At 68.4% G+C, this 17,855-nt stretch carries 20 protein-coding genes; 6 read left to right on the top strand and 14 right to left on the bottom strand.

What is annotated here, in order from left to right; translation table 11 throughout:
- Positions 1-17: 17 nt before the first annotated feature.
- The 8 genes from QMZ16_RS02455 to QMZ16_RS02420 all read right to left on the bottom strand — a co-directional run bounded on the left by QMZ16_RS02455 (position 18) and on the right by QMZ16_RS02420 (position 7,606).
- Entirely contained in the window at positions 18-353 is a 336-nt protein-coding gene (locus QMZ16_RS02455) for a DUF1491 family protein (protein WP_022705858.1), read from the bottom strand.
- Positions 346-1,266 (bottom strand): GTPase Era, encoded by a 921-nt coding sequence (gene era / locus QMZ16_RS02450; RefSeq protein ID WP_022705859.1) that lies wholly within the window; start codon positions 1,264-1,266, stop codon positions 346-348. Before era ends, QMZ16_RS02455 begins: the two co-directional genes overlap by 8 nt.
- A complete protein-coding gene (gene rnc / locus QMZ16_RS02445; protein ID WP_022705860.1) occupies positions 1,263-1,952 on the bottom strand; it encodes a ribonuclease III in 690 nt (229 codons plus the stop codon). The genes era and rnc overlap by 4 nt, the downstream gene beginning before the upstream one ends.
- Positions 1,949-2,743, bottom strand: coding sequence for a signal peptidase I (gene lepB / locus QMZ16_RS02440; protein WP_282601981.1), 795 nt, complete (start codon positions 2,741-2,743; stop codon positions 1,949-1,951). Before lepB ends, rnc begins: the two co-directional genes overlap by 4 nt.
- A gap of 75 nt (positions 2,744-2,818) precedes the next feature.
- On the bottom strand, positions 2,819-3,232 hold the full coding sequence (acpS, locus tag QMZ16_RS02435) for a holo-ACP synthase (RefSeq protein ID WP_282601980.1): 414 nt from the start codon (positions 3,230-3,232) through the stop codon (positions 2,819-2,821).
- Positions 3,229-3,963 carry a pyridoxine 5'-phosphate synthase gene (locus QMZ16_RS02430; protein ID WP_282601979.1) on the bottom strand — a complete coding sequence of 245 codons (735 nt, stop codon included), beginning with the start codon at positions 3,961-3,963 and terminating at the stop codon, positions 3,229-3,231. Before QMZ16_RS02430 ends, acpS begins: the two co-directional genes overlap by 4 nt.
- An 84-nt stretch (positions 3,964-4,047) precedes the next feature.
- Entirely contained in the window at positions 4,048-5,862 is a 1,815-nt protein-coding gene (locus tag QMZ16_RS02425) for a tetratricopeptide repeat protein (RefSeq protein ID WP_282601978.1), read from the bottom strand.
- An 88-nt stretch (positions 5,863-5,950) separates the two neighbouring features.
- Positions 5,951-7,606 carry an electron transfer flavoprotein-ubiquinone oxidoreductase gene (locus tag QMZ16_RS02420; RefSeq protein WP_282601977.1) on the bottom strand — a complete coding sequence of 552 codons (1,656 nt, stop codon included), beginning with the start codon at positions 7,604-7,606 and terminating at the stop codon, positions 5,951-5,953.
- Positions 7,607-7,855: 249 nt separating this feature from the next.
- On the opposite strand from QMZ16_RS02420, the gene greA reads away from it, so the two are divergent.
- Positions 7,856-8,326, top strand: coding sequence for a transcription elongation factor GreA (gene greA, locus QMZ16_RS02415; protein WP_028725458.1), 471 nt, complete (start codon positions 7,856-7,858; stop codon positions 8,324-8,326).
- A gap of 4 nt (positions 8,327-8,330) precedes the next feature.
- Complete coding sequence (locus QMZ16_RS02410) at positions 8,331-9,251, top strand: hypothetical protein (protein ID WP_282601976.1); 921 nt, start codon at positions 8,331-8,333, stop codon at positions 9,249-9,251.
- On the opposite strand, the gene QMZ16_RS02405 is transcribed toward QMZ16_RS02410, so the two are convergent.
- A complete protein-coding gene (locus QMZ16_RS02405; protein ID WP_282601975.1) occupies positions 9,248-9,721 on the bottom strand; it encodes a GNAT family N-acetyltransferase in 474 nt (157 codons plus the stop codon). The genes QMZ16_RS02410 and QMZ16_RS02405 overlap by 4 nt on opposite strands.
- Positions 9,722-9,797: 76 nt before the next feature.
- Between QMZ16_RS02405 and QMZ16_RS02400 the strand changes: the two genes are divergently transcribed.
- A complete protein-coding gene (locus QMZ16_RS02400) occupies positions 9,798-10,574 on the top strand; it encodes an AzlC family ABC transporter permease (protein WP_282601974.1) in 777 nt (258 codons plus the stop codon).
- A 1-nt stretch (position 10,575) separates the two neighbouring features.
- Positions 10,576-10,905: an AzlD domain-containing protein gene (locus QMZ16_RS02395; protein WP_022705870.1), complete on the top strand. Its 330-nt coding sequence runs from the start codon at positions 10,576-10,578 to the stop codon at positions 10,903-10,905.
- Here QMZ16_RS02395 and QMZ16_RS02390 read toward each other — a convergent pair.
- The 4 genes from QMZ16_RS02390 to QMZ16_RS02375 are packed head-to-tail and all read right to left on the bottom strand — an operon-like array spanning position 10,890 to position 14,448.
- Positions 10,890-11,516: a hypothetical protein gene (locus tag QMZ16_RS02390; RefSeq protein ID WP_282601973.1), complete on the bottom strand. Its 627-nt coding sequence runs from the start codon at positions 11,514-11,516 to the stop codon at positions 10,890-10,892. The two genes, QMZ16_RS02395 and QMZ16_RS02390, sit on opposite strands and share 16 nt — an antisense overlap.
- Before the next feature lie 7 nt (positions 11,517-11,523).
- Positions 11,524-11,676 carry an aa3-type cytochrome c oxidase subunit IV gene (locus QMZ16_RS02385; protein WP_022705872.1) on the bottom strand — a complete coding sequence of 51 codons (153 nt, stop codon included), beginning with the start codon at positions 11,674-11,676 and terminating at the stop codon, positions 11,524-11,526.
- 55 nt (positions 11,677-11,731) lie between these two features.
- Positions 11,732-12,754: an MBL fold metallo-hydrolase gene (locus QMZ16_RS02380; protein WP_282601972.1), complete on the bottom strand. Its 1,023-nt coding sequence runs from the start codon at positions 12,752-12,754 to the stop codon at positions 11,732-11,734.
- Positions 12,751-14,448: an acyl-CoA dehydrogenase gene (locus QMZ16_RS02375; protein ID WP_282601971.1), complete on the bottom strand. Its 1,698-nt coding sequence runs from the start codon at positions 14,446-14,448 to the stop codon at positions 12,751-12,753. The genes QMZ16_RS02380 and QMZ16_RS02375 overlap by 4 nt, the downstream gene beginning before the upstream one ends.
- Positions 14,449-14,559: 111 nt before the next feature.
- On the opposite strand from QMZ16_RS02375, the gene QMZ16_RS02370 reads away from it, so the two are divergent.
- On the top strand, positions 14,560-15,510 hold the full coding sequence (locus tag QMZ16_RS02370; RefSeq protein WP_282601970.1) for an L-threonylcarbamoyladenylate synthase: 951 nt from the start codon (positions 14,560-14,562) through the stop codon (positions 15,508-15,510).
- Here the strand turns inward: QMZ16_RS02370 and QMZ16_RS02365 are convergent, their stop codons facing one another.
- On the bottom strand, positions 15,511-16,938 hold the full coding sequence (locus QMZ16_RS02365; RefSeq protein WP_282601969.1) for a Glu/Leu/Phe/Val dehydrogenase: 1,428 nt from the start codon (positions 16,936-16,938) through the stop codon (positions 15,511-15,513).
- 228 nt (positions 16,939-17,166) lie between these two features.
- Here QMZ16_RS02365 and QMZ16_RS02360 point away from each other — a divergent pair, with 228 nt between their 5' ends.
- Positions 17,167-17,793 (top strand): TetR/AcrR family transcriptional regulator, encoded by a 627-nt coding sequence (locus QMZ16_RS02360; protein ID WP_282601968.1) that lies wholly within the window; start codon positions 17,167-17,169, stop codon positions 17,791-17,793.
- Positions 17,794-17,855: the final 62 nt, after the last annotated feature.

Raw genomic sequence — 17,855 nt, 5'->3', positions numbered from 1 at the left:
CGCTCCGCGCCAGAGGCTTAGAACAGCCCCTCCTGGTCCAGAAGGGTCGCGCCGTCGCGGCTCTCGATCTCGATCACCCACAGGTCGGGGTCGCTGGCGCGGGCGCGCGCGATGGTCGCGTCGATCTCGGGTTCGGGGCCGGCATCGGTGGCGATCCAGGGGCGGGTGTCGGTCTCGAAGTCCCATTCCCGCCGCCACAGGGTCGCGCGCCCGTCCAGATGGGCGCATTTGACGGCGATGGCGCCCGCCGTGTCGTCGCCGCGCGCCATCACATAGGCCGGGATGTTCGCCAGCCCCAGCCGCGCAAGATAGGCGCCGACCCAGAGGCCGGCGGCCAGCCGTGCCTCAGCCATCACCGTCGCGGAAGTTCAGGCCCATCTCGTCATAGCGTTCGGATTCGTTCAGCCAGTTCTCGCGGACGCGGACCTGCAGGAACAGGTGCACGCGGCGGCCCATGAACTCTTCCAGCTCGGCGCGGGCGGCCTGGCCCACGGCCTTGATCGTCTCGCCGCCCTTGCCCAGCACGATGCCCTTGTGGCCTGGACGCATGACATAGACGACCTGCTCGACCCGCGCGCTGCCGTCGCCCTTCTCCTCCCACTGCTCGGTCTCGACCGTCAGCTGATAGGGGATCTCCTCGTGAAGGCGCAGGGTCAGCTTCTCGCGGGTGATCTCGGCGGCGATCATGCGCATGGGCAGATCGGCGATCTGGTCTTCGGGATACAGCCACGGGCTTGCGGGCAGGCTGGCGGCCAGCCAGCCGCGCAGTTCTTGCGTGCCGTAACCCTTCTCGGCCGAGATCATGAAGGTCTCGGCAAAGGGGAACGCCTCGTTCGCCTTGGCCGACAGGGCCAGCAGGGTCTCGGCCTTGACGCGGTCGATCTTGTTGATGATCAGCGCGACGGGACGGTTCTGAGCGCTTTCCTTCAGCTGCTCGATGATGGCCATGGCGCCTTCGGTCAGGCCGCGATGCGCCTCGATCAGGAACAGCACCAGGTCGGCATCGGACGCCCCGCCCCAGGCGGCGGCGACCATGCTGCGATCCAGGCGGCGACGCGGGCGGAAGATGCCCGGCGTGTCCACGAAGACGATCTGGCTGTCACCCTCCATCGCGATGCCGCGGATGCGGGCGCGGGTGGTCTGCACCTTGTGGGTCACGATGGACACCTTGGCGCCGACCATCTGGTTCAGCAGCGTGGACTTGCCAGCATTGGGTTCGCCGATCAGCGCGACGAAGCCTGCGCGGGTTTGGGTTTCGTCGGTCATTCCTGTCCTTCCAGACGTTCCAGCAGCGCCTTCGCGGCGGCCTGTTCGATGCTGCGCTTGGTCCCCGCGCCACGGGCCTCGGCCTTGCGCCCATCGGCAAGGCTGACGGTGATGTGAAAGACCGGGGCGTGATCCGGCCCGGTCCGGTCGGTCTGGTCATAGGACGGGGGCGGCATGCCCTGCGCCTGCGACCATTCCTGCAATGCGGTCTTGGCGTCCCGCGCGTCATCCGCGACCGAGGACAGCCGCTGCTTCCACAGGCGCAGCACGACGCCGCGCGCGGCCTCCAGCCCGGCATCCAGGTAGATCGCGGCAAGCACGGCCTCCATCCCGTCGGCCAGCAGCGCATCCTTGCGCCGCCCGCCCGACAGCATTTCCGAACGGCCCAGCTTCAGCACCTCGCCCAACCCGATGTCGCGGGCGATGGCGGCGCATGTCTCGCCCTTGACCAGTGCGTTGAAGCGCGGGGCAAGCTGGCCCTCGCTGGCCTCGGTATCGGCCTGGAACAGTGCCTCGGCCATGATCAGCCCGAGGACGCGGTCGCCCAGGAATTCCAGCCGCTGGTTGTCGGGCCGCGTGACCGAGGCGATCGAGCCATGGGTCAGCGCCCGCACCAGCAGTTCGGGTCGGGTAAATTCATGACCCAGCCGGGTCATGAAGGCGCGTATGTCTGCAGAGGGGGTCAATTCACCGCCTTGAGGAAACGATCGGGACGCCAGGTCCAGAAATACAGAAGCGAGCGACCCGCCGAGGAGAACATGATCCGGTCCGCGCGCCCGATCAGGTATTCGGCGGGCACGAAGCCCAGGCCGCCGATCTCGGTCGGGAAGCGCGAATCCTCGGAATTGTCGCGGTTGTCGCCCATGAAGAAGTAATGCCCTTCTGGGACCGTGTAGGTCGGCGTGTCGTCCGCGACCCAGCCATCCGTGATGTTCAGCACGTCATAGCTGTGGCCGCCGGGAAGGGTCTCGGTCGTGCGGGTCTTGACGCAATCGCCGCCCGCATCGACGGGGTCGTTGACGCAGCGCGGGATCAGGCCCTGCGGGCCCTGCTGTTCCTTGGTCTCGACGAAATCGCCGGCGGGGGTGGTCTGGACCTCCTCGCCATTCAGGAACAGGCGTCCGCCGCGCATCTGCACGGTATCGCCCGGCAGGCCGATCACGCGCTTGATGAAGTCGACGTTGCGGACCGGGTGGCGGAAGACCACCACGTCACCGCGTTCGGGGTCCGACCCCAGGATCCGCCCCGAGATCGGGCAGGCCGAGAAGGGGCAGCTGTGCTGGGAATAGCCGTAGGCCATCTTGTTGACGAACAGGAAGTCGCCGATCAGCAGCGTGTCCTTCATCGAGCCCGACGGAATCCAGAAGGGCTGGAAGAACAGGGTGCGGAAGATGCCGGCGATGACCAGCGCCCAGAAGATCGTCTTGATCGTCTCCCAGATGCCATCCTTCTTCTTCGGGGCTGCGCTTTCGGCCATACCGCGTCATCCTTTGCAATCGCAGGGGGCCAGCGGCCCCGGTCGGGCGTTCATGGTCCCGCATGCGGGCCAAAGTCAAGCTTTGGCACCCGCCTCGGGCAGGGCCTCGATCACGACGAAGGCCTGTGCCCAGGGGTGATCGTCGGTCAGCGTCACGTGGACGACCGCCCGGTGCCCCGGCGGGGTCATCCCCCGCAGGCGGTCGGCGGCCCATCCCGTCAGTTCCATCACCGGCTGGCCGGAGCGCAGGTTCGATACCGCCATGTCCTTCCAGGCGATGCCCATCGCAAGCCCCGTTCCCAATGCCTTCGAGCACGCCTCCTTCGCGGCCCACCGCTTGGCCAGCGTCCCGGCCTCGTCGGCGCGGCGGGCGGCCTTGGCCAGTTCGCGCTCGGTGAAGACCCGGTTGCGGAAGCGGTCGCCGAAGCGGTCCAGCGTGCCCTGGATCCGGTCGATATTCGCCAGATCGGTGCCGATGCCCAGGATCATGCGCGCGCCATGTCCATGCGGCGGCGCATCTCGCGGATGGCTCCGTCGAGGCCGAGGAACACCGATTCCCCGATCAGGAAATGCCCGATGTTCAGCTCGGCCAGCTGCGGGATCGCGGCGATGGGACCGACGGTGCCGAAGGTCAGCCCGTGGCCCGCATGCACCTCGAGGCCCAGATCGGCGGCCAGGCGCGCGCCCTGCTGCAGCGCCTGCAGTTCGGCATCGCGTTCGTCATGGCGCCCTTCGGTGTCCAGATCGCAATAGGCGCCGGTATGCAGCTCGACCACGGCGGCGCCCACGCGGGCGCTGGCGCGGATCTGTTCAGGCTGATGGCCGATGAACAGCGACACGCGGCAGCCGGCCTCGCGCAGGGGGGCGATGAAGGCCGCCAGCGCCTCCTCCTGCCCCGCGACGTCGAGCCCGCCTTCGGTCGTGCGTTCCTCGCGCTTCTCGGGGACGATGCAGACGGCATGGGGGCGGTGGCGCAGCGCGATGGCCTGCATCTCGGGGGTGGCGGCCATCTCGAAGTTCAGCGGCAGGGTCAGCCGCGCCATCAGCGTGTCGATATCCTCGTCGCGGATGTGGCGGCGATCCTCGCGCAGATGGGCGGTGATGCCGTCCGCGCCCGCGGCCTGCGCCAGTTCGGCCGCGCGCATCGGGTCGGGCCAGGGCGTCCCCCGCGCATTCCTAAGGGTCGCGACGTGATCGATATTGACGCCCAGACGAAGCATGAGAGAGGCCCTTTGCAGCAATTTCCCGCAATCTAGCGCCGCCGCCCGGCGGATGCCAGTTACGAGGCGTCGCAGCCCGGTCGCTTATTCGGACGCGGTGTCGCGGACATCGGGCAAGGGCGCATCGTCGGTGTCGCCGCGCGCGGCTTCCTCGGCCAGGACGCGATCCAGCCCGCGATCCAGCTTGGCGCGGATGCGGTCGGGATCGACATCGCCGGTGTCGGTCGGCTCCAGCGACAGGGCGCGCTGCCACTGGATCTCGGCCTCGCGCTGGCGGCCCACCTTCCAGTAGATGTCGCCCAGGTGATCGTTCACCAGGGGATCGGCCGACATGCTGGCGACGGCTTCCTCCATGGGGGCGACCGCGTCCTGATAGCGGCCCATGCGGAAATAGGCCCATGCCAGCGAATCGAGGATGTAGCCGTCGCCGGGCGACAGCTCGACCGCCTTCTGGATCATCGCCAGCGCGCGATCCAAGTTCTGGTTCCGGTCGATCCAGCTGTAGCCGAGATAGTTGAGGCAGCTTGCATGTTCGGGCCGGATTTCCAGCGCGGCAAGCAGGTCCTTCTCGGCGCGGTCGAACTGGCCCGCGCGTTCCAGCGCGATCCCCCGCGCATAGAGCGGGAACCACCGCGCCCCCTCGGGCGCATCGGCCAGAAGCGACAGGGCGCGGTCATAGGCCGGCACGGCGCTGTCGAACTTCTCCTGCTGGCGCAGCACGTCGCCAAGCGCGATCCAGGCCTGCGCAAGGTCGGGATAGGCGGCGGTCAGGGCCAGCGCGGCCTGCTCGGCCTCGGGCTTGCGATCGGCGCGGGACAGGGCGTCGATGCGCGTCATCTCGGCCACGGGGCGCATCTCGCCCATCTGGCGGACGGCGGCGAACTCGGCCTCGGCCAGGTCCAGCTGCTGGCGTTCCTGCAGAAGCTGGGCGACCATCAGCCGCGCCTCGGCATCCTCGGGGGCGATCCAGGACGCGATCCGCGCGTGGATCAGCGCCAGCGGTTCGGGATCGGGGCTGGAGGCCAGCGCCGAGGCGAAGGACAGCAGCAGATGCGCGATCCCGTCGCCGGGGCCGCCGACCACGTCGAAAGGCACCGGGGCGTCCGATTGCAGCGCGTCGCGCAGGGCGACCAGCTGCGGTTCGGCCTCGATCTCCTGCACCTGATCCAGCAAGGCCAGCGCCTCGTCGCGACGGTCGAGCTGCGCAAGGACCTGCACGCGGGTGACAAGACCCATCAGATCGGCAATCCCGTCCGATTCCTCCAGCAGCGTCTCGGCGGTCTCGTAATCGCCGACCAGCGCGCGCGCCAGGGCCAGGTGATAGTTCACCACCGGCGCAAGCGAGGGGTCGTCGGCCAGCGCCTGGAACGCGGCCAGCGCGTCCTGCGCGCGCCCTGCCCCCAGCAGCGCCCAGCCGCGCATGATGCCGTCCATCAGATCCTCGTTGACGGGGGCGTCGGGATCGCGATGCGCGTCGATCAGCGCCAGAAGCCCCTGCCAGTCGCCCGCGCGGATCAGCTGCCCGCGCCGCACGAGGGCCGCAAGCTCGGTCTCGTTTCCGTCGTCGAACAGGTCGTCGGTGATCTGTCCGGCCCGGTCCAGCCGCCCCGCCGAGATCAGCGCGAGGATGGCGTTGTCCTGCAGGTAAACGTCGTCGGGCAGCGCATCCGCCGAGCGGGCGAAATATTCCGCCGCCGCGCTGAAGTCGTTCTCGACCGTGGCAAGCCGCGCGGCCAGGTAGGGACCCGCCAGCCCGTGGGTCAGCGGCGCTGCCATCTCGTGGGCGGGGCGCGGCTGCGGACGGCTGTCCTGCGCATGGGCCGCACCCGCCATCAGCATGGCGATCAGCGCGGTCTTGAGGGGGCCGGCAATGGGCAGGTCGCTGTGCAGGATGTTCACGTCAGAAATGTCCGCTGGTCACATTCACGTTTGGTCCAGCCTAGACCAGGGAAGGCGGGGGTCGCAACGCCCCCCGCCGAACCCGTCATCACATGTTCGGGTAATTCGGCCCGTCACCGCCCTGCGGCGTGGTCCAGACGATGTTCTGGCTGGGATCCTTGATGTCGCAGGTCTTGCAGTGGACGCAGTTCTGGAAGTTGATCTGGAAGCGCGGCCCGTCCGCATCCTCGATCACCTCGTAGACGCCGGCCGGGCAATATCGCTGCGCCGGTTCGGCATATTCGGGCAGGTTGACCGCGATCGGCACCGAGGGATCGCGCAGCTTCAGGTGGCAGGGCTGGCTTTCCTCGTGGTTGGTGAAGCTGAAGGCCACGTTCGTCAGGCGGTCGAAGGACAGCTTGCCGTCGGGCTTGGGGTAGTCGATCACCGGGAAGTCCGCGGCCTTGCCGGTCGCCGCGGCGTCGGTCTTGCCGTGCTTCCACGTGCCCATCGGGTTCCAGCCGGTCAGGTTCGACACCCACATGTCGATGCCGCCCAGCATCAGGCTGGCGGTCAGGCCCATACGCGACCAGATCGGCTTGACGTTGCGCACGCGCTTCAGGTCGGTGCCGACCGCGCCGTCGCGGACAGCGGCGTCGTAATCCTGCAGCCGGTCGCCCTCGCGGCCCGCCTTCAGCGCGGCGGCCGCGGCCTCGGCGGCCTCGATGCCCGAATGCATGGAGTTGTGGTTGCCCTTGATGCGCGGCACGTTGACCATGCCCGCGCTGCAGCCCAAGAGCACGCCGCCCGCGAAGGACAGCTGCGGCAGCGACTGGAAGCCGCCCTCGCTGATGGCGCGCGCGCCATATGCGACACGCTTGCCGCCCTCCAGCAGTTCCGCGACCATCGGGTGGTGCTTGAAGCGCTGGAACTCCATGTAGGGATACAGGTGCGGGTTCTTGTAGTTCAGGTGCACCACGAAGCCGACCAGCACCTGGTTGTCCTCGAAGTGATAGATGAAGCTGCCGCCGCCCGCGTTCTTGCCAAGCGGCCAGCCCATCGTGTGGACGACACGGCCCTTCTTGAACTTCTCGGGGGAAACCTCCCAGATCTCCTTCATGCCGATGCCGTATTTCTGCGGCTCGGATCCGGCATCGAGGCCCAGCTTGGCGATGATCTCCTTGGACAGGCTGCCGCGCACGCCCTCGGCGATGAAGACGTATTTGCCGTGCAGCTCCATCCCGGGTTCGTAGCCGTCGCCGATCGTGCCGTCGGGATTGCGCCCGAATTCGCCCGCGACGACGCCCTTCACGCGATCGCCGTCCCAGACCAGCTGGCTGGCGGCCATGCCGGGGAAGATCTCGACGCCCAGTTCCTCGGCCTGCTCGGCCATCCAGCGGCAGACATTGCCCATGCTGACGACATAGTTGCCGTGGTTGTTCATCAGCGGCGGCATCGGCCAGTTCGGCACGCGCACCTGACCGCTTTCGCCCAGCACGAAGAAGTTGTCGTCCACCACCTCGGTGTTCAGGGGGGCGCCCTTCTCCTTCCAGTCGGGGATCAGGCGGTCGAGACCCGACGGGTCCAGCACCGCGCCCGACAGGATATGCGCGCCGACCTCGGAACCTTTTTCCAGGACCACGACCGAGATCTCGGGGTCGATCTGCTTCAGCCGGATCGCCGCGGACAGCCCCGACGGGCCCGCGCCGACGATCACGACGTCGTATTCCATTGATTCTCGTTCGATCGTGGCGTCCTCGGTCATCGGCTCGCATCCTCCCGTGATGTCTGGCTTTGGACAAATTGGTAGCTTGACGGGATGCCGGGGGCAATCGTGACGCCGCGAAGAAATCCGCCGATGGGGCGACTGCCCACCAAGCAGGCTTGCAAAGGTCGCGGAATTGGGTTCACGATGAATGCCTGATGCCGACCACGCCCCTGCCATCCCCATGGCGGGGGCGTTGGCTTGGCAGCGAATGACCAAGAACCGCATCCCATGAAGGACAGGGCAGCGATGGATAAGATACCGATGACCCGGAAGGGCTTTCAGGCGCTGGAACGCGAGCTGACCGATCTGAAGACGAAAGAGCGCCCCGCCGTCATCCGCGCCATCGCCGAAGCGCGAGAGCATGGCGACCTGTCCGAGAACGCGGAATACCACGCCGCCCGCGAGAAGCAGGGCTTCATCGAGGGCCGCATCAAGGAACTGGAGGGCCTGCTGTCGCGGGCCGAGGTGTTCGACCCCGAGAAACTGTCGGGCAGCATCAAGTTCGGCGCGACCGTCACCATGGTCGACGAGGATACCGACGAGGAACGCACCTACCAGATCGTGGGCGAGGCCGAGGCCGATATCGAGCGCGGCCTGCTGAACATGCGTTCCCCCCTGGCCCGCGCCCTGATCGGCAAGGACGAGGGCGACAGCGTCGAGGTGAAGACCCCCGGCGGCGAGCGCAGCTACGAGATCCTCTCGATCAAATACGTCTGATCCCATGTCCGTGATCGCCAAGATTGCAAGCCTGTCGCGCCGGGACCGCATCTCGTCGGTGGGCTATGCCCTCAGCGGGGTGTGGCTGTTCCTCGTGGCGCTGTTCTGGATGCTGGCCCCCGGCGGCGAAGGCGGGGGCGGCGGGATCGCGCGGCTGATGGCCGTGGTGGGCGTGGCGCTGCCGCTGGCGCTGATCTGGCTGGCGGTGTCGCTGGCCCGCAGCATCGCCGTCCTGCGCGCCGAGGCCGAGGATCTGCGCGCCACGCTGGCCCGCATGGGGGGCGACATCCCCGAGGCACCGGCCCCCGCGCCGAAGCCGCTGCATGGCGGCATCGCGCCCGCGCCCGACGCACCGCGCCCGCAATCCCGTCCGCGCCTGCCCGAACCGCCGCGCCCCGATGCGCCGCGCCCCGATGCCCAGCCCTCGATGGCGCTGGACGCCCCGCCGTCCCAGTCGGTCGATGCGGCGACCCTGATCCGGGCGCTGAACTTCCCCGACGGGCCCGACGATCACGAGGCGATCGACGCGCTGCGCCAGGCCCTGCGCGACACGACCAATTCGCGCGTGCTGCGCAGCGCCCAGGACGTGGTGACCCTGCTGGCGGGGCGCGACATCTACATGGACGACCTGCCGCCCGACGCGGCGCAGGCCGATGCGTGGCGCCGTTTCGCCGCGGGCGAACGTGGCAGCGCGGTCGCCTCGCTCGGGGCGGTCCATGACGACCAGGCGCTGGAGGCGGTCTCGGCGATGCTGCACGATGACGACGTGTTCCGCGACACGGCGCATCACTTCCTGCGCAATTTCGACGGGTTGCTGGCGCGGCTGGTTCCGGAACTGGACGACCTGCAGATCGCCGTCATGGCCGACAGCCGCTCGGGTCGGGCGTTCATGCTGCTGGGGCGCGTCGCGGGCGCCTTCGGCTAGGCTGCGTCGCGGCGCAGCACCAGGACCTGCCCCCACCAGGGCAGGCCGAACCTGCCCCGCGTTTCCTCGTGAAACCCCGTCGCCGCATAGAAGGCGCGCGCCGGCGCGTTCGAGGCCCGCACCTCGACCCGCAGGCCGGGACGCCCCCGCAGGACGGCCTGCCGGTCGGCCTCGGCCAGAAGCGCGCGACCGATGCCGCGCCGCCCCTGCACCACCGCGATGCCGTCGACGACCAGGTCGCCCGTCGGGGGCGCCGCGCGGAACAGGTGCCGCAGCAGGCCGCCGCGTTCGGGCGCAAAGCCTCCGCCCGCATCGCGCAGACCCGCCACGCCCAGCACGCGCCCCGCATCGTCCAGTGCCACGACGCCCCGTTCGGCGCGGCAGGGACCGACCCCACCCCAGCCGCCGAAATGGCGCCACCAGAGTGCTGCGGCATCCTCCAGCGCGTGGGCCGGAATGGGGCTGGCCATGCGGATGTCACGGTCTTGTGTCGGGTTGCGCATCATGCAAGCAAGGTGGCGCGAAGCGAAGCTGGACGAAAGCCTCATGTCACCGACACCGGAACCACGCCCGGATCCCGCGCAGGAAACCGCCGATCCGATCACCGCACGCGCATTGGCGCGCACGCCCCTGCAGGCCTTCTGGCACGGGATGTGGCAGTCGCTGCCCTTCCTGATCGTCATCGTGCCGTTCTCGTTGCTGTTCGGGGTCGTCGCCTCCGAGGCCGGGCTGGACCTTGCGCAGATCATGGGCTTCTCGGTGCTGGTGCTGGCGGGGGCGTCGCAATTCACCGCGGTGCAGCTGATGTCCGACAACGCGCCCGCCATCATCGTCATCCTGTCCAGCCTTGCGGTGAACCTGCGCATGGCGATGTATTCGGCCTCGCTGGTGCCGTGGCTGGGCGATGCGCCCGCCAAGCACAAGGCGTGGCTGTCCTACGTGCTGGTCGATCAAAGCTATGCGCTGTCGATCCAGCATTACGAACGCCACCCGCGCCTGAGCATGACGCAGCGGCTGGCCTATTTCGCGGGCTGCGCGGTGCTGATCTGCGTGCCCTGGATGATCGCGACGGCGGTGGGTGCGATCATCGGGCAATCCATGCCCGAGGGCATCGCGCTGGATTTCGCCATGCCGATCACCTTCCTCGCGATGATCGCGCCGATGCTGCGCACGGTCGCGCATATGGCGGCCTGCTTCACCTCGATCGTGCTGGCGCTGGTTCTGGCGGGGCTGCCCTCGGGGCTGGGGCTGCTGATCGCATCGCCCCTGGGCATGATTGCAGGCGCCGTCGTCGAGGCGCGCATGGCACCGAAGGAGGCCTGAGATGCCGGTATCCGACCTGACCATCTGGATCGTCATCCTGATCCTCGGGGTCTTCACCTATCTGATCCGGTGGTCGTTCCTGGGGGTGCTGGGCGGTCGCGACCTGCCCGAATGGGTGCTGCGGATGCTGCGCTATACCCCGGTGGCGGTGCTGCCCGCGCTGGTCGCGCCGCTGGTCGTCTGGCCCGCAGCGACCGGGGGGCAGCCCGATCCGGCGCGCATGGCCGCCGCGCTGGCGACGGTCATCGCGGGCCTGTGGACCCGCAATGTCCTCGCCTCGATCGCGGCGGGGGCCGCGACCCTGGCGCTGATGCTCTATCTTCTGGCGTAGCCGGTGATCTGGCCGTCCTTCTGCTGCAGAAGGACGTCGTGATTGTTCGCCGGATCGCCGTCCTGGTGCCGCTTGGACACCACGCCCGGGCGCGACAGGAACCAGTCGCGCAGCCGCAGGGGCGAGAAGCCGCGCGGTGCATCCTCGAAGCCCGGAACGCCCTGCAGGACGCTGCCGACCGACACCGCGCAGAAGCTCTTGTTGGCGGGGCCGTGGGCCTCGGCGCGGCGGATGGCGATATCGGCCACCTCGCGCGTGACGGGGATGCTGTCCTCGGCCACCCACCAGGTCGAGCGGGCGTGATAGTCGATGTAGAAGTTCTTGTAATTGTCCGTGATCCCGTACAGCACGTCGTGCCGTTCGGGGATGCGCGGATGGTTCCAGCTGCCCGCCGGGTCGAAGACCACGCGCTGGCTGCCGTTGATCATCAGCGCCGAATGGCCGCCCTGCCCGCGTGGAATGCCGATCACCGTGAACAGCGTGATCGAGGGCGGCTGGTCGGACACGAAGCGCGCCGCGCGCACCGTCTCGTCGGGCGCCCAGACATTGTCGGCGCCGCATGCCGCAAGGGCCGCCGGAAGCGAGGCGGCAAGGAATGTCCTGCGTTTCATCGCCGGCTCAGATATTCGTCAGCGCCATGAAGATCAGCACCACGAGCGAACCGATGGTCACCCAGGTGATGCCGCTCATCAGGCCGGCGAAGGCGCGCTTCTGCGCGGTCACGTCCATGGTGCCCTGAGTGGCTTCGGGTTTGTTGTCGAGATCGGCCATTCCTGCCCCCTTGGTCAGTATCCTGTCCTTGCGATAGCCCAAGCGCGTTGCCCTGTCACGCCCCCCACAGCACCGCGCCGTCCCTTTCGCCCACGGGTCTTGCACGACCGTCACGCCCCAGCCGGTTCAGGTGGGCGACGGCCTCGACCAGGGCCAGGCCGAACTCGCCCTCGCCGATGCGGCGGCGGAACAGGATGTCGAAGCAGTCGACCGCGCTGCGGGGCGTTTCGGCCAGCGCCGCGGCCAGGCGGTCCAGCGCGGCGCGGTGATTCTCGATCAGCTGGCGCAGGCGGAAGGGCAGCCCGACAAAGGGCAGCTTGTGCCCCGGCAGGACCAACTGGTCGTCGCGCGACAGGGGCAGCAGGCGTTCGCAGCTGTCCAGCCATTCGCCAACCGGATCCGCGCCGGGTTCCGTCGGATAGACCCCCAGATTGGGCGAGATCGAGGGAAGAAGCTGATCGCCCCCGATGACCAGCCCGTCATCCTGCGACCAGAAGGTCGCGTGGCAGGGCGCATGGCCATGCCCCATCGCGATGCGCCAGTCGCGCCCGCCCATGCGGATCACCTGCCCCTCGGACAGGCGGTCGAAGCCAAGGGGCAGCGGATGCACCACGTCGGCGAAGTTGAACGGACGTTCGGCGGCGCGCTTGGCCAGCAGATCGGCAGGCATCCCCGCGCGGCGCCAGAAGTCCAGCGATTCCGCAGGCGGGCGCGGCTGGTCGTCCAGCACCAGCATCCGCGCCATCAGCCAGGCCGTGCGCGTCATCGCAAGCGATGCGCCCTGCGTGGCCATCAGCCAGCCCGCAAGACCGATATGGTCGGGGTGGTGATGCGTGCCGATCACGCGGGTGACGGGCTGCCCGCCAAGCGGTCCGGCCAGCAGCCCTTCCCAGATCGCACGGCCGCGCCTGCTGTCGAAGCCGGTATCGATGACCGTCCAGCCGTCCCCGTCATCCAGCGCGAAGACGTTCACATGGTCCAGCCGCATCGGCAGCGGCAGGCGCATCCACAGGATGCCGGGCGCGACCTCGATGGCCGCGCCTTCCTCGGGCGGGGTGTCGAAGGGCGTGCGGATCACGCGGCGAAATCGCCCGCCAGCGCCTCGTCCGCGATGCCGGTCAGATCGTCCAGCCCTGCCAGCGCCTCGGCCAGGTCGCCCGCGTTGCGGGGCAGCACGCGCGCCATGAAGACCCGCGCCAGCGCACGGTGCGATTCCCCGCCGCGCAGCGCCGCCCGCAGGTGATAATGCCCGCCAAGCACACGCGCGAAGGCGGTCAGATAGGGCACGGCCCCGGCAAAGCGCACGGGAAGGTCGCGATCCAGCAGCGCGATCGTCGCCTCGCGCAGGGTCTCGGCGGCCTGCCACAGCTGATGGGCCAGTTCGGGGTTGTCGGCCTGCGCGGCCTTGGCGCCGTCCAGCACCTCGTCCAGCAGGCGCATCGCGGCATCGCCGCCATCGGCCAGCTTGCGCCCCACCAGGTCCATCGCCTGGATGCCGTTCGTCCCCTCGTAGATCGAGGTGATACGCACGTCGCGCAGATATTGCGCGGCGCCCGTCTCCTCGACATAGCCCATGCCGCCATGCACCTGCACGCCCATGTCGGCCACGCGGATGCCCGTGTCGGTGCCATATGCCTTGGCGATCGGCGTCAGGAAGGCCGCGCGGGCGGCGTGATCGGCATCGCCCGTCGCGCGCTCCATGTCGATGGCCGTGGCGCAGGCCAGCCCGATGGCGCGGGCGGCAAAGACCTCGGCCCGCGCGGTGGCCAGCATCCGGCGCACGTCGGGATGGCGGATGATCGGGCCCATCTGGTTGCGGTCCTGCGCATAGGCGACGGCCTTCTGCAGCGCGGCCTCGGCCACGCCGACGCCCTGCATGCCGACGCCCAGCCGCGCGCAGTTCATCATCGTGAACATCGCGGCCATGCCCTTGTTTTCCGCCCCGACCAGCCAACCGGTCGCGCCGTCATAGGACATGACGCAGGTCGGGCTGCCGTGGATGCCCAGCTTCTCCTCCAGGCTGACGACCTTGAGATCGTTGGCCACGCCCGGGTTGCCCTGATCGTCGGGGATGAATTTCGGCACCATGAACAGGCTGATGCCGCGCGTGCCCTTGTCCGCCCCCGGCAGGCGGGCCAGCACCAGGTGGCACACGTTCGAGGTAACGTCGCTGTCGCCCCAGGTGATGTAGATCTTCTGCCCCGTGATCCGGTAGGTGCCGTCGCCCGCGGGTTCGGCCCGCGTGGTCAGCGCGCCCACGTCGCTGCCCGCGCCCGGCTCGGTCAGGTTCATGGTGCCCGACCATTCGCCGCTGATCAGCTTGGGCAGGTACAGGGCCTTCAGCTCGTCGCTGGCATGATGTTCCAGCGCCTCGATCTGCCCTTGGGTCAGCAGCGGGTTCAGCTGCAGCGCAAGGTTCGCGCCCGACATCATTTCCGCGACCGACATGTTCAGCGCCTGCGGCAGGCCCATGCCGCCATGTTCGGGATCGGCGGACACGCCGACCCAGCCCCCGTCCGCGATGGCCCGGAACCCGTCCGCGAAGCCGGGCGAGGATCTGACGACGCCGTTCTCCAGCACCGCGGGGCTGTGATCGCCGGCCATGTTCAGCGGCGCCAGCACCTCCGAGCACAGCTTGCCGGCCTCGTCCAGGATCGCGGTCGCGGTCTCGGGCGTCGCCTCGGCGAAGCGTTCGGTCGCGGCGACATCCGCGAAGGGCACGACATGGCGAAGGATGAAGTCGATCTGCGCGACCGGCGCCTTGTAGGACATCGGGGTCTCCTCCATGCGCCTTGGCATCCGGGGCCGGCGCGACTATCAAATGCGTTCAGCGGCATCTTGGGCCGCCAACGAAACCGGCTCAACCGAAACCCCGCGTCACGGATGAACACCCTCAGGCTGAACCCCGACGATACCGGCATGCAGTCGGCAGCGGATCTGCTGTCGGCGGGCGAATGCGTGGCCATCCCGACCGAGACCGTCTACGGTCTTGCCGCCGATGCGCGACAGGGGCAGGCGGTGGCGCGGATCTATGCCGCCAAGGGGCGGCCCAGCTTCAACCCGCTGATCGTGCATGTCCCCGATACCGACGCGGCCGCGGCCATCGCGGACCTGCCCCCGCAGGCGCGCGCGCTGGCCGATGCCTTCTGGCCGGGTCCGCTGACGATGGTGCTGCCCTTGCGCGCGGATCCAGGCATCGCCTCGCTGGTGACGGCGGGGCTGGACACGATCGGGCTGCGCGTGCCCGCCCATCCGGCGGCGCGCGACCTGCTGCGCCGCTTCGGCGGGCCGCTGGCCGCGCCCTCGGCCAATGCCTCGGGCCGGATCAGCCCGACCAGCGCGGATCACGTCCTGTCACCCGATGGCGGGCTGGACGGGCGCATCGCCGCGGTGCTGGATGCGGGCCCCTGCGCGGTGGGCGTGGAATCGACGATCATGGGCTGGCCCGAGGGCGTGGCGACGCTGCTGCGTCCGGGCGGCATCGCCGTCGAGGATATCGAGACCGTGCTGGGCGCCCCCGTCGCGCGGCATCAGGGCGACCCCTCGCGCCCCAGTGCGCCGGGTCAGCTGAGCAGCCATTACGCGCCGAACGCGGCCCTGCGGCTGGACGTGACAGAACCCCTGCCCCACGAGACGCATATCGCCTTCGGTCAGCCGGGGCCCTTCACCCTGTCGGCCAGCGGCGACCTGTCCGAGGCCGCCGCCCGCCTGTTCGACATGCTGCGCCGCGCCGATCTGGCGGGGCGTCCGATCTCGGTCGCGCCGATCCCGGAAGGGGGCCTTGGCGCGGCGATCAACGACCGCCTGCGCCGTGCCGCGGCCCCCCGCGACTGATCACAACCCGAGCGAGTTGTAGACGTTCGAGATCCGGCGGATCGCCACGACATAGGCGGCGGTGCGCATGTCGTCGACGCGCGGGTTGTTCACCCAGACCTCCTTCATCTTCTTGAAGCTTTCGCGCATCGTGTCGTCCAGACCCGAGCGCACCAGCTCCAGCTCGTCCGCGCCGGTCAGGAAGCTTTCCTTGAAGCCCTTGGACAGGGTCCAGTTCAGGCCGGTATCGGCGGACAGGCGCTCCAGCTCCTCGACGATCATGCGGGCGCGGGCCTCTTCGTGGCGACGCTCCAGCCGGCCGAGGCTGATCTGCGACAGGTTCTTGACCCATTCGAAATACGAGACCGTCACACCGCCCGCGTTGGCATACATGTCGGGGATGATCACGGTGCCCTTCTCGCGCAGGATGCGGTCGGCATCGGCGGTGACGGGACCGTTCGCGGCCTCGATGATCAGCCTGGCGCGGATGCGGTCGGCATTGGTCGCGTCGATCACGCTCTCGACCGCGGCGGGGATCAGGATGTCGCAATCGTCTTCCAGCGCGCGCAGGCCGTCCTCTGTGAAATCGCCGCCGGCAAAGCCCTTCACGCCGCCCGTCGCGCGGATATGGCCGCGCAGCGCGTCGATGTTGATGCCCTGCGGGTTGCGGATCACGCCGTCGCGCTCGATGACGCAGGTGACCAGCGCCTTGTCCTCGGCCGACAGGAACTGCGCGGCGTGATAGCCCACATTGCCCAGACCCTGCACGACGACGCGCTTGCCGCCCAGATCGCCGGTCAGCCCGGCCTTCTTCATCACGTCGTCATGGCGGAAGAATTCGCGCAGCGCGTATTGCACGCCGCGGCCCGTGGCCTCGACCCGTCCGTCGATGCCGCCCGCCGTCTTGGGCTTGCCGGTGACGCAGGCCTTGGCGTTGATGTCGTCGGGGTGCAGGCGCTTGTAGGCGTCGGCCATCCAGGCCATCTCGCGCTCGCCCGTGCCCATGTCGGGGGCCGGAACGTTCTGGCTGGGCGAGATCAGGTTGCGGCGCGACAGCTCGTAGGTGAAGCGGCGGGTGATGCGCTCCAGTTCGTCCTCGTTCCAGGCGCGGGGGTCGATGCACAGACCGCCCTTGGACCCGCCGAAGGGCACCTCGACCAGTGCGCATTTGTAGGTCATCAGGGCTGCCAGCGCCTCGACCTCGTCCTGGTTCACGTCCAGCGAATAGCGGATGCCGCCCTTCACGGGCTCCATATGTTCGGAATGGACCGCGCGATAGCCGGTGAAGGTGTGGATCTGGCCGCGAAGCCGGACCCCGAAGCGCACGACATAGGTCGAGTTGCAGACCCGGATCTTTTCCTCGAGTCCCGGCGACAATTCCATCAGGCCGGCGGCCTTCGTGAACATCTGATCGACCGAATCACGGAACGAAAGAAGGTTGTGGGCCATGATCGCTGTCCTCCTGGGTGGCGCGTATGTTGGTTATGGCGCCGCCAAACTAGGGTGATTCCAAGCCGTTAACCACAGGGGATCGACAGAGTTCTGCACATATTTTAATCACGTCGCCGAGATATCGGTGAAAACCTGCTTAAATTTGAATATACAAATATAGTCGGGAACGACACCCGATCCGAAACGATTATAGAACCCTGCAATATAACGAAGAAGACGATTTTCATGACGCCAGATCCGGACATCACCCGCGGTCGCAAGTTCGAGCAGGTTCGACGCGGCGCTTCGGCGATCTTCCTTCGGGACGGCTTCGCAGGTGCCAGCGTCGACGACATCGCCCGCGCGGCACAGGTCTCCAAGGCCACGCTCTATACCTACTTCACCGACAAGTCGGTCATGTTCCGCGAGGTCATGAGCGCCAGCGCGGCCGAGCTGTTCGACCCGCGGATGAACCTGGAACCGGTCGATCTGCCGCCCGACGGGCATTTCGCGGACATGCTGGACGACGTGCTGACCTGGGCGCTGGACCCCGAATGCCTGCGCCTGCACCGCCTTGCCATCGCCGAGGCCCACCGCTTCCCCGATTGCGTCGGCAACTATCTTCGCCTGCGCGAGGCCTGCATCGTCCAGCCGATCCGCGCGCAGATCGATCTGTGGATCAAACAGGGCAGCATCCGCGAACATGACAGCGACCGGTCGTCGCGGAACGTCGCCGCGATGCTGCTGGGCAATGCCATCCCGCAGGCGCTGCTGGGCCAGGTCCCCGACGAGGACCGCATCCGCGCGACCGCCCGCGACTGCGCCTGGCTGTTCACGCTGGTCCACGGCATCCACCAGGACATGACAGCCTGATCGTCCGTGTCTTTTCAGACGCCCCGACGCATCGTATCATCCCGCCATAAGCCGGACGCATC

Source organism: Paracoccus sp. PARArs4 (genome assembly GCF_947311865.1).
GTDB lineage: Bacteria > Pseudomonadota > Alphaproteobacteria > Rhodobacterales > Rhodobacteraceae > Paracoccus > Paracoccus zeaxanthinifaciens.
The sequence above is the reverse complement of the archived record's forward strand: the minus strand, read 5'-3'. Positions and strand labels throughout refer to the sequence as shown.

Excerpts from the sequence above, each read along its gene's own strand:
- QMZ16_RS02410 (WP_282601976.1), top strand. The coding sequence starts at position 8,331 with ATGTCCGTGATCGCCAAGATTGCAAGCCTGTCGCGCCGGGACCGCATC.
- greA (WP_028725458.1), top strand. The coding sequence starts at position 7,856 with ATGGATAAGATACCGATGACCCGGAAGGGCTTTCAGGCGCTGGAACGC.
- QMZ16_RS02385 (WP_022705872.1), bottom strand. The coding sequence starts at position 11,676 with ATGGCCGATCTCGACAACAAACCCGAAGCCACTCAGGGCACCATGGAC.
- acpS (WP_282601980.1), bottom strand. The coding sequence starts at position 3,232 with ATGATCCTGGGCATCGGCACCGATCTGGCGAATATCGACCGGATCCAG.
- QMZ16_RS02405 (WP_282601975.1), bottom strand. The coding sequence starts at position 9,721 with ATGGCCAGCCCCATTCCGGCCCACGCGCTGGAGGATGCCGCAGCACTC.
- QMZ16_RS02360 (WP_282601968.1), top strand. The coding sequence starts at position 17,167 with ATGACGCCAGATCCGGACATCACCCGCGGTCGCAAGTTCGAGCAGGTT.
- QMZ16_RS02365 (WP_282601969.1), bottom strand. The coding sequence starts at position 16,938 with ATGGCCCACAACCTTCTTTCGTTCCGTGATTCGGTCGATCAGATGTTC.
- QMZ16_RS02390 (WP_282601973.1), bottom strand. The coding sequence starts at position 11,516 with ATGAAACGCAGGACATTCCTTGCCGCCTCGCTTCCGGCGGCCCTTGCG.
- QMZ16_RS02375 (WP_282601971.1), bottom strand. The coding sequence starts at position 14,448 with ATGTCCTACAAGGCGCCGGTCGCGCAGATCGACTTCATCCTTCGCCAT.
- QMZ16_RS02430 (WP_282601979.1), bottom strand. The coding sequence starts at position 3,963 with ATGCTTCGTCTGGGCGTCAATATCGATCACGTCGCGACCCTTAGGAAT.
- QMZ16_RS02400 (WP_282601974.1), top strand. The coding sequence starts at position 9,798 with ATGTCACCGACACCGGAACCACGCCCGGATCCCGCGCAGGAAACCGCC.
- era (WP_022705859.1), bottom strand. The coding sequence starts at position 1,266 with ATGACCGACGAAACCCAAACCCGCGCAGGCTTCGTCGCGCTGATCGGC.
- QMZ16_RS02395 (WP_022705870.1), top strand. The coding sequence starts at position 10,576 with ATGCCGGTATCCGACCTGACCATCTGGATCGTCATCCTGATCCTCGGG.
- lepB (WP_282601981.1), bottom strand. The coding sequence starts at position 2,743 with ATGGCCGAAAGCGCAGCCCCGAAGAAGAAGGATGGCATCTGGGAGACG.
- QMZ16_RS02370 (WP_282601970.1), top strand. The coding sequence starts at position 14,560 with ATGAACACCCTCAGGCTGAACCCCGACGATACCGGCATGCAGTCGGCA.
- QMZ16_RS02420 (WP_282601977.1), bottom strand. The coding sequence starts at position 7,606 with ATGACCGAGGACGCCACGATCGAACGAGAATCAATGGAATACGACGTC.
- QMZ16_RS02455 (WP_022705858.1), bottom strand. The coding sequence starts at position 353 with ATGGCTGAGGCACGGCTGGCCGCCGGCCTCTGGGTCGGCGCCTATCTT.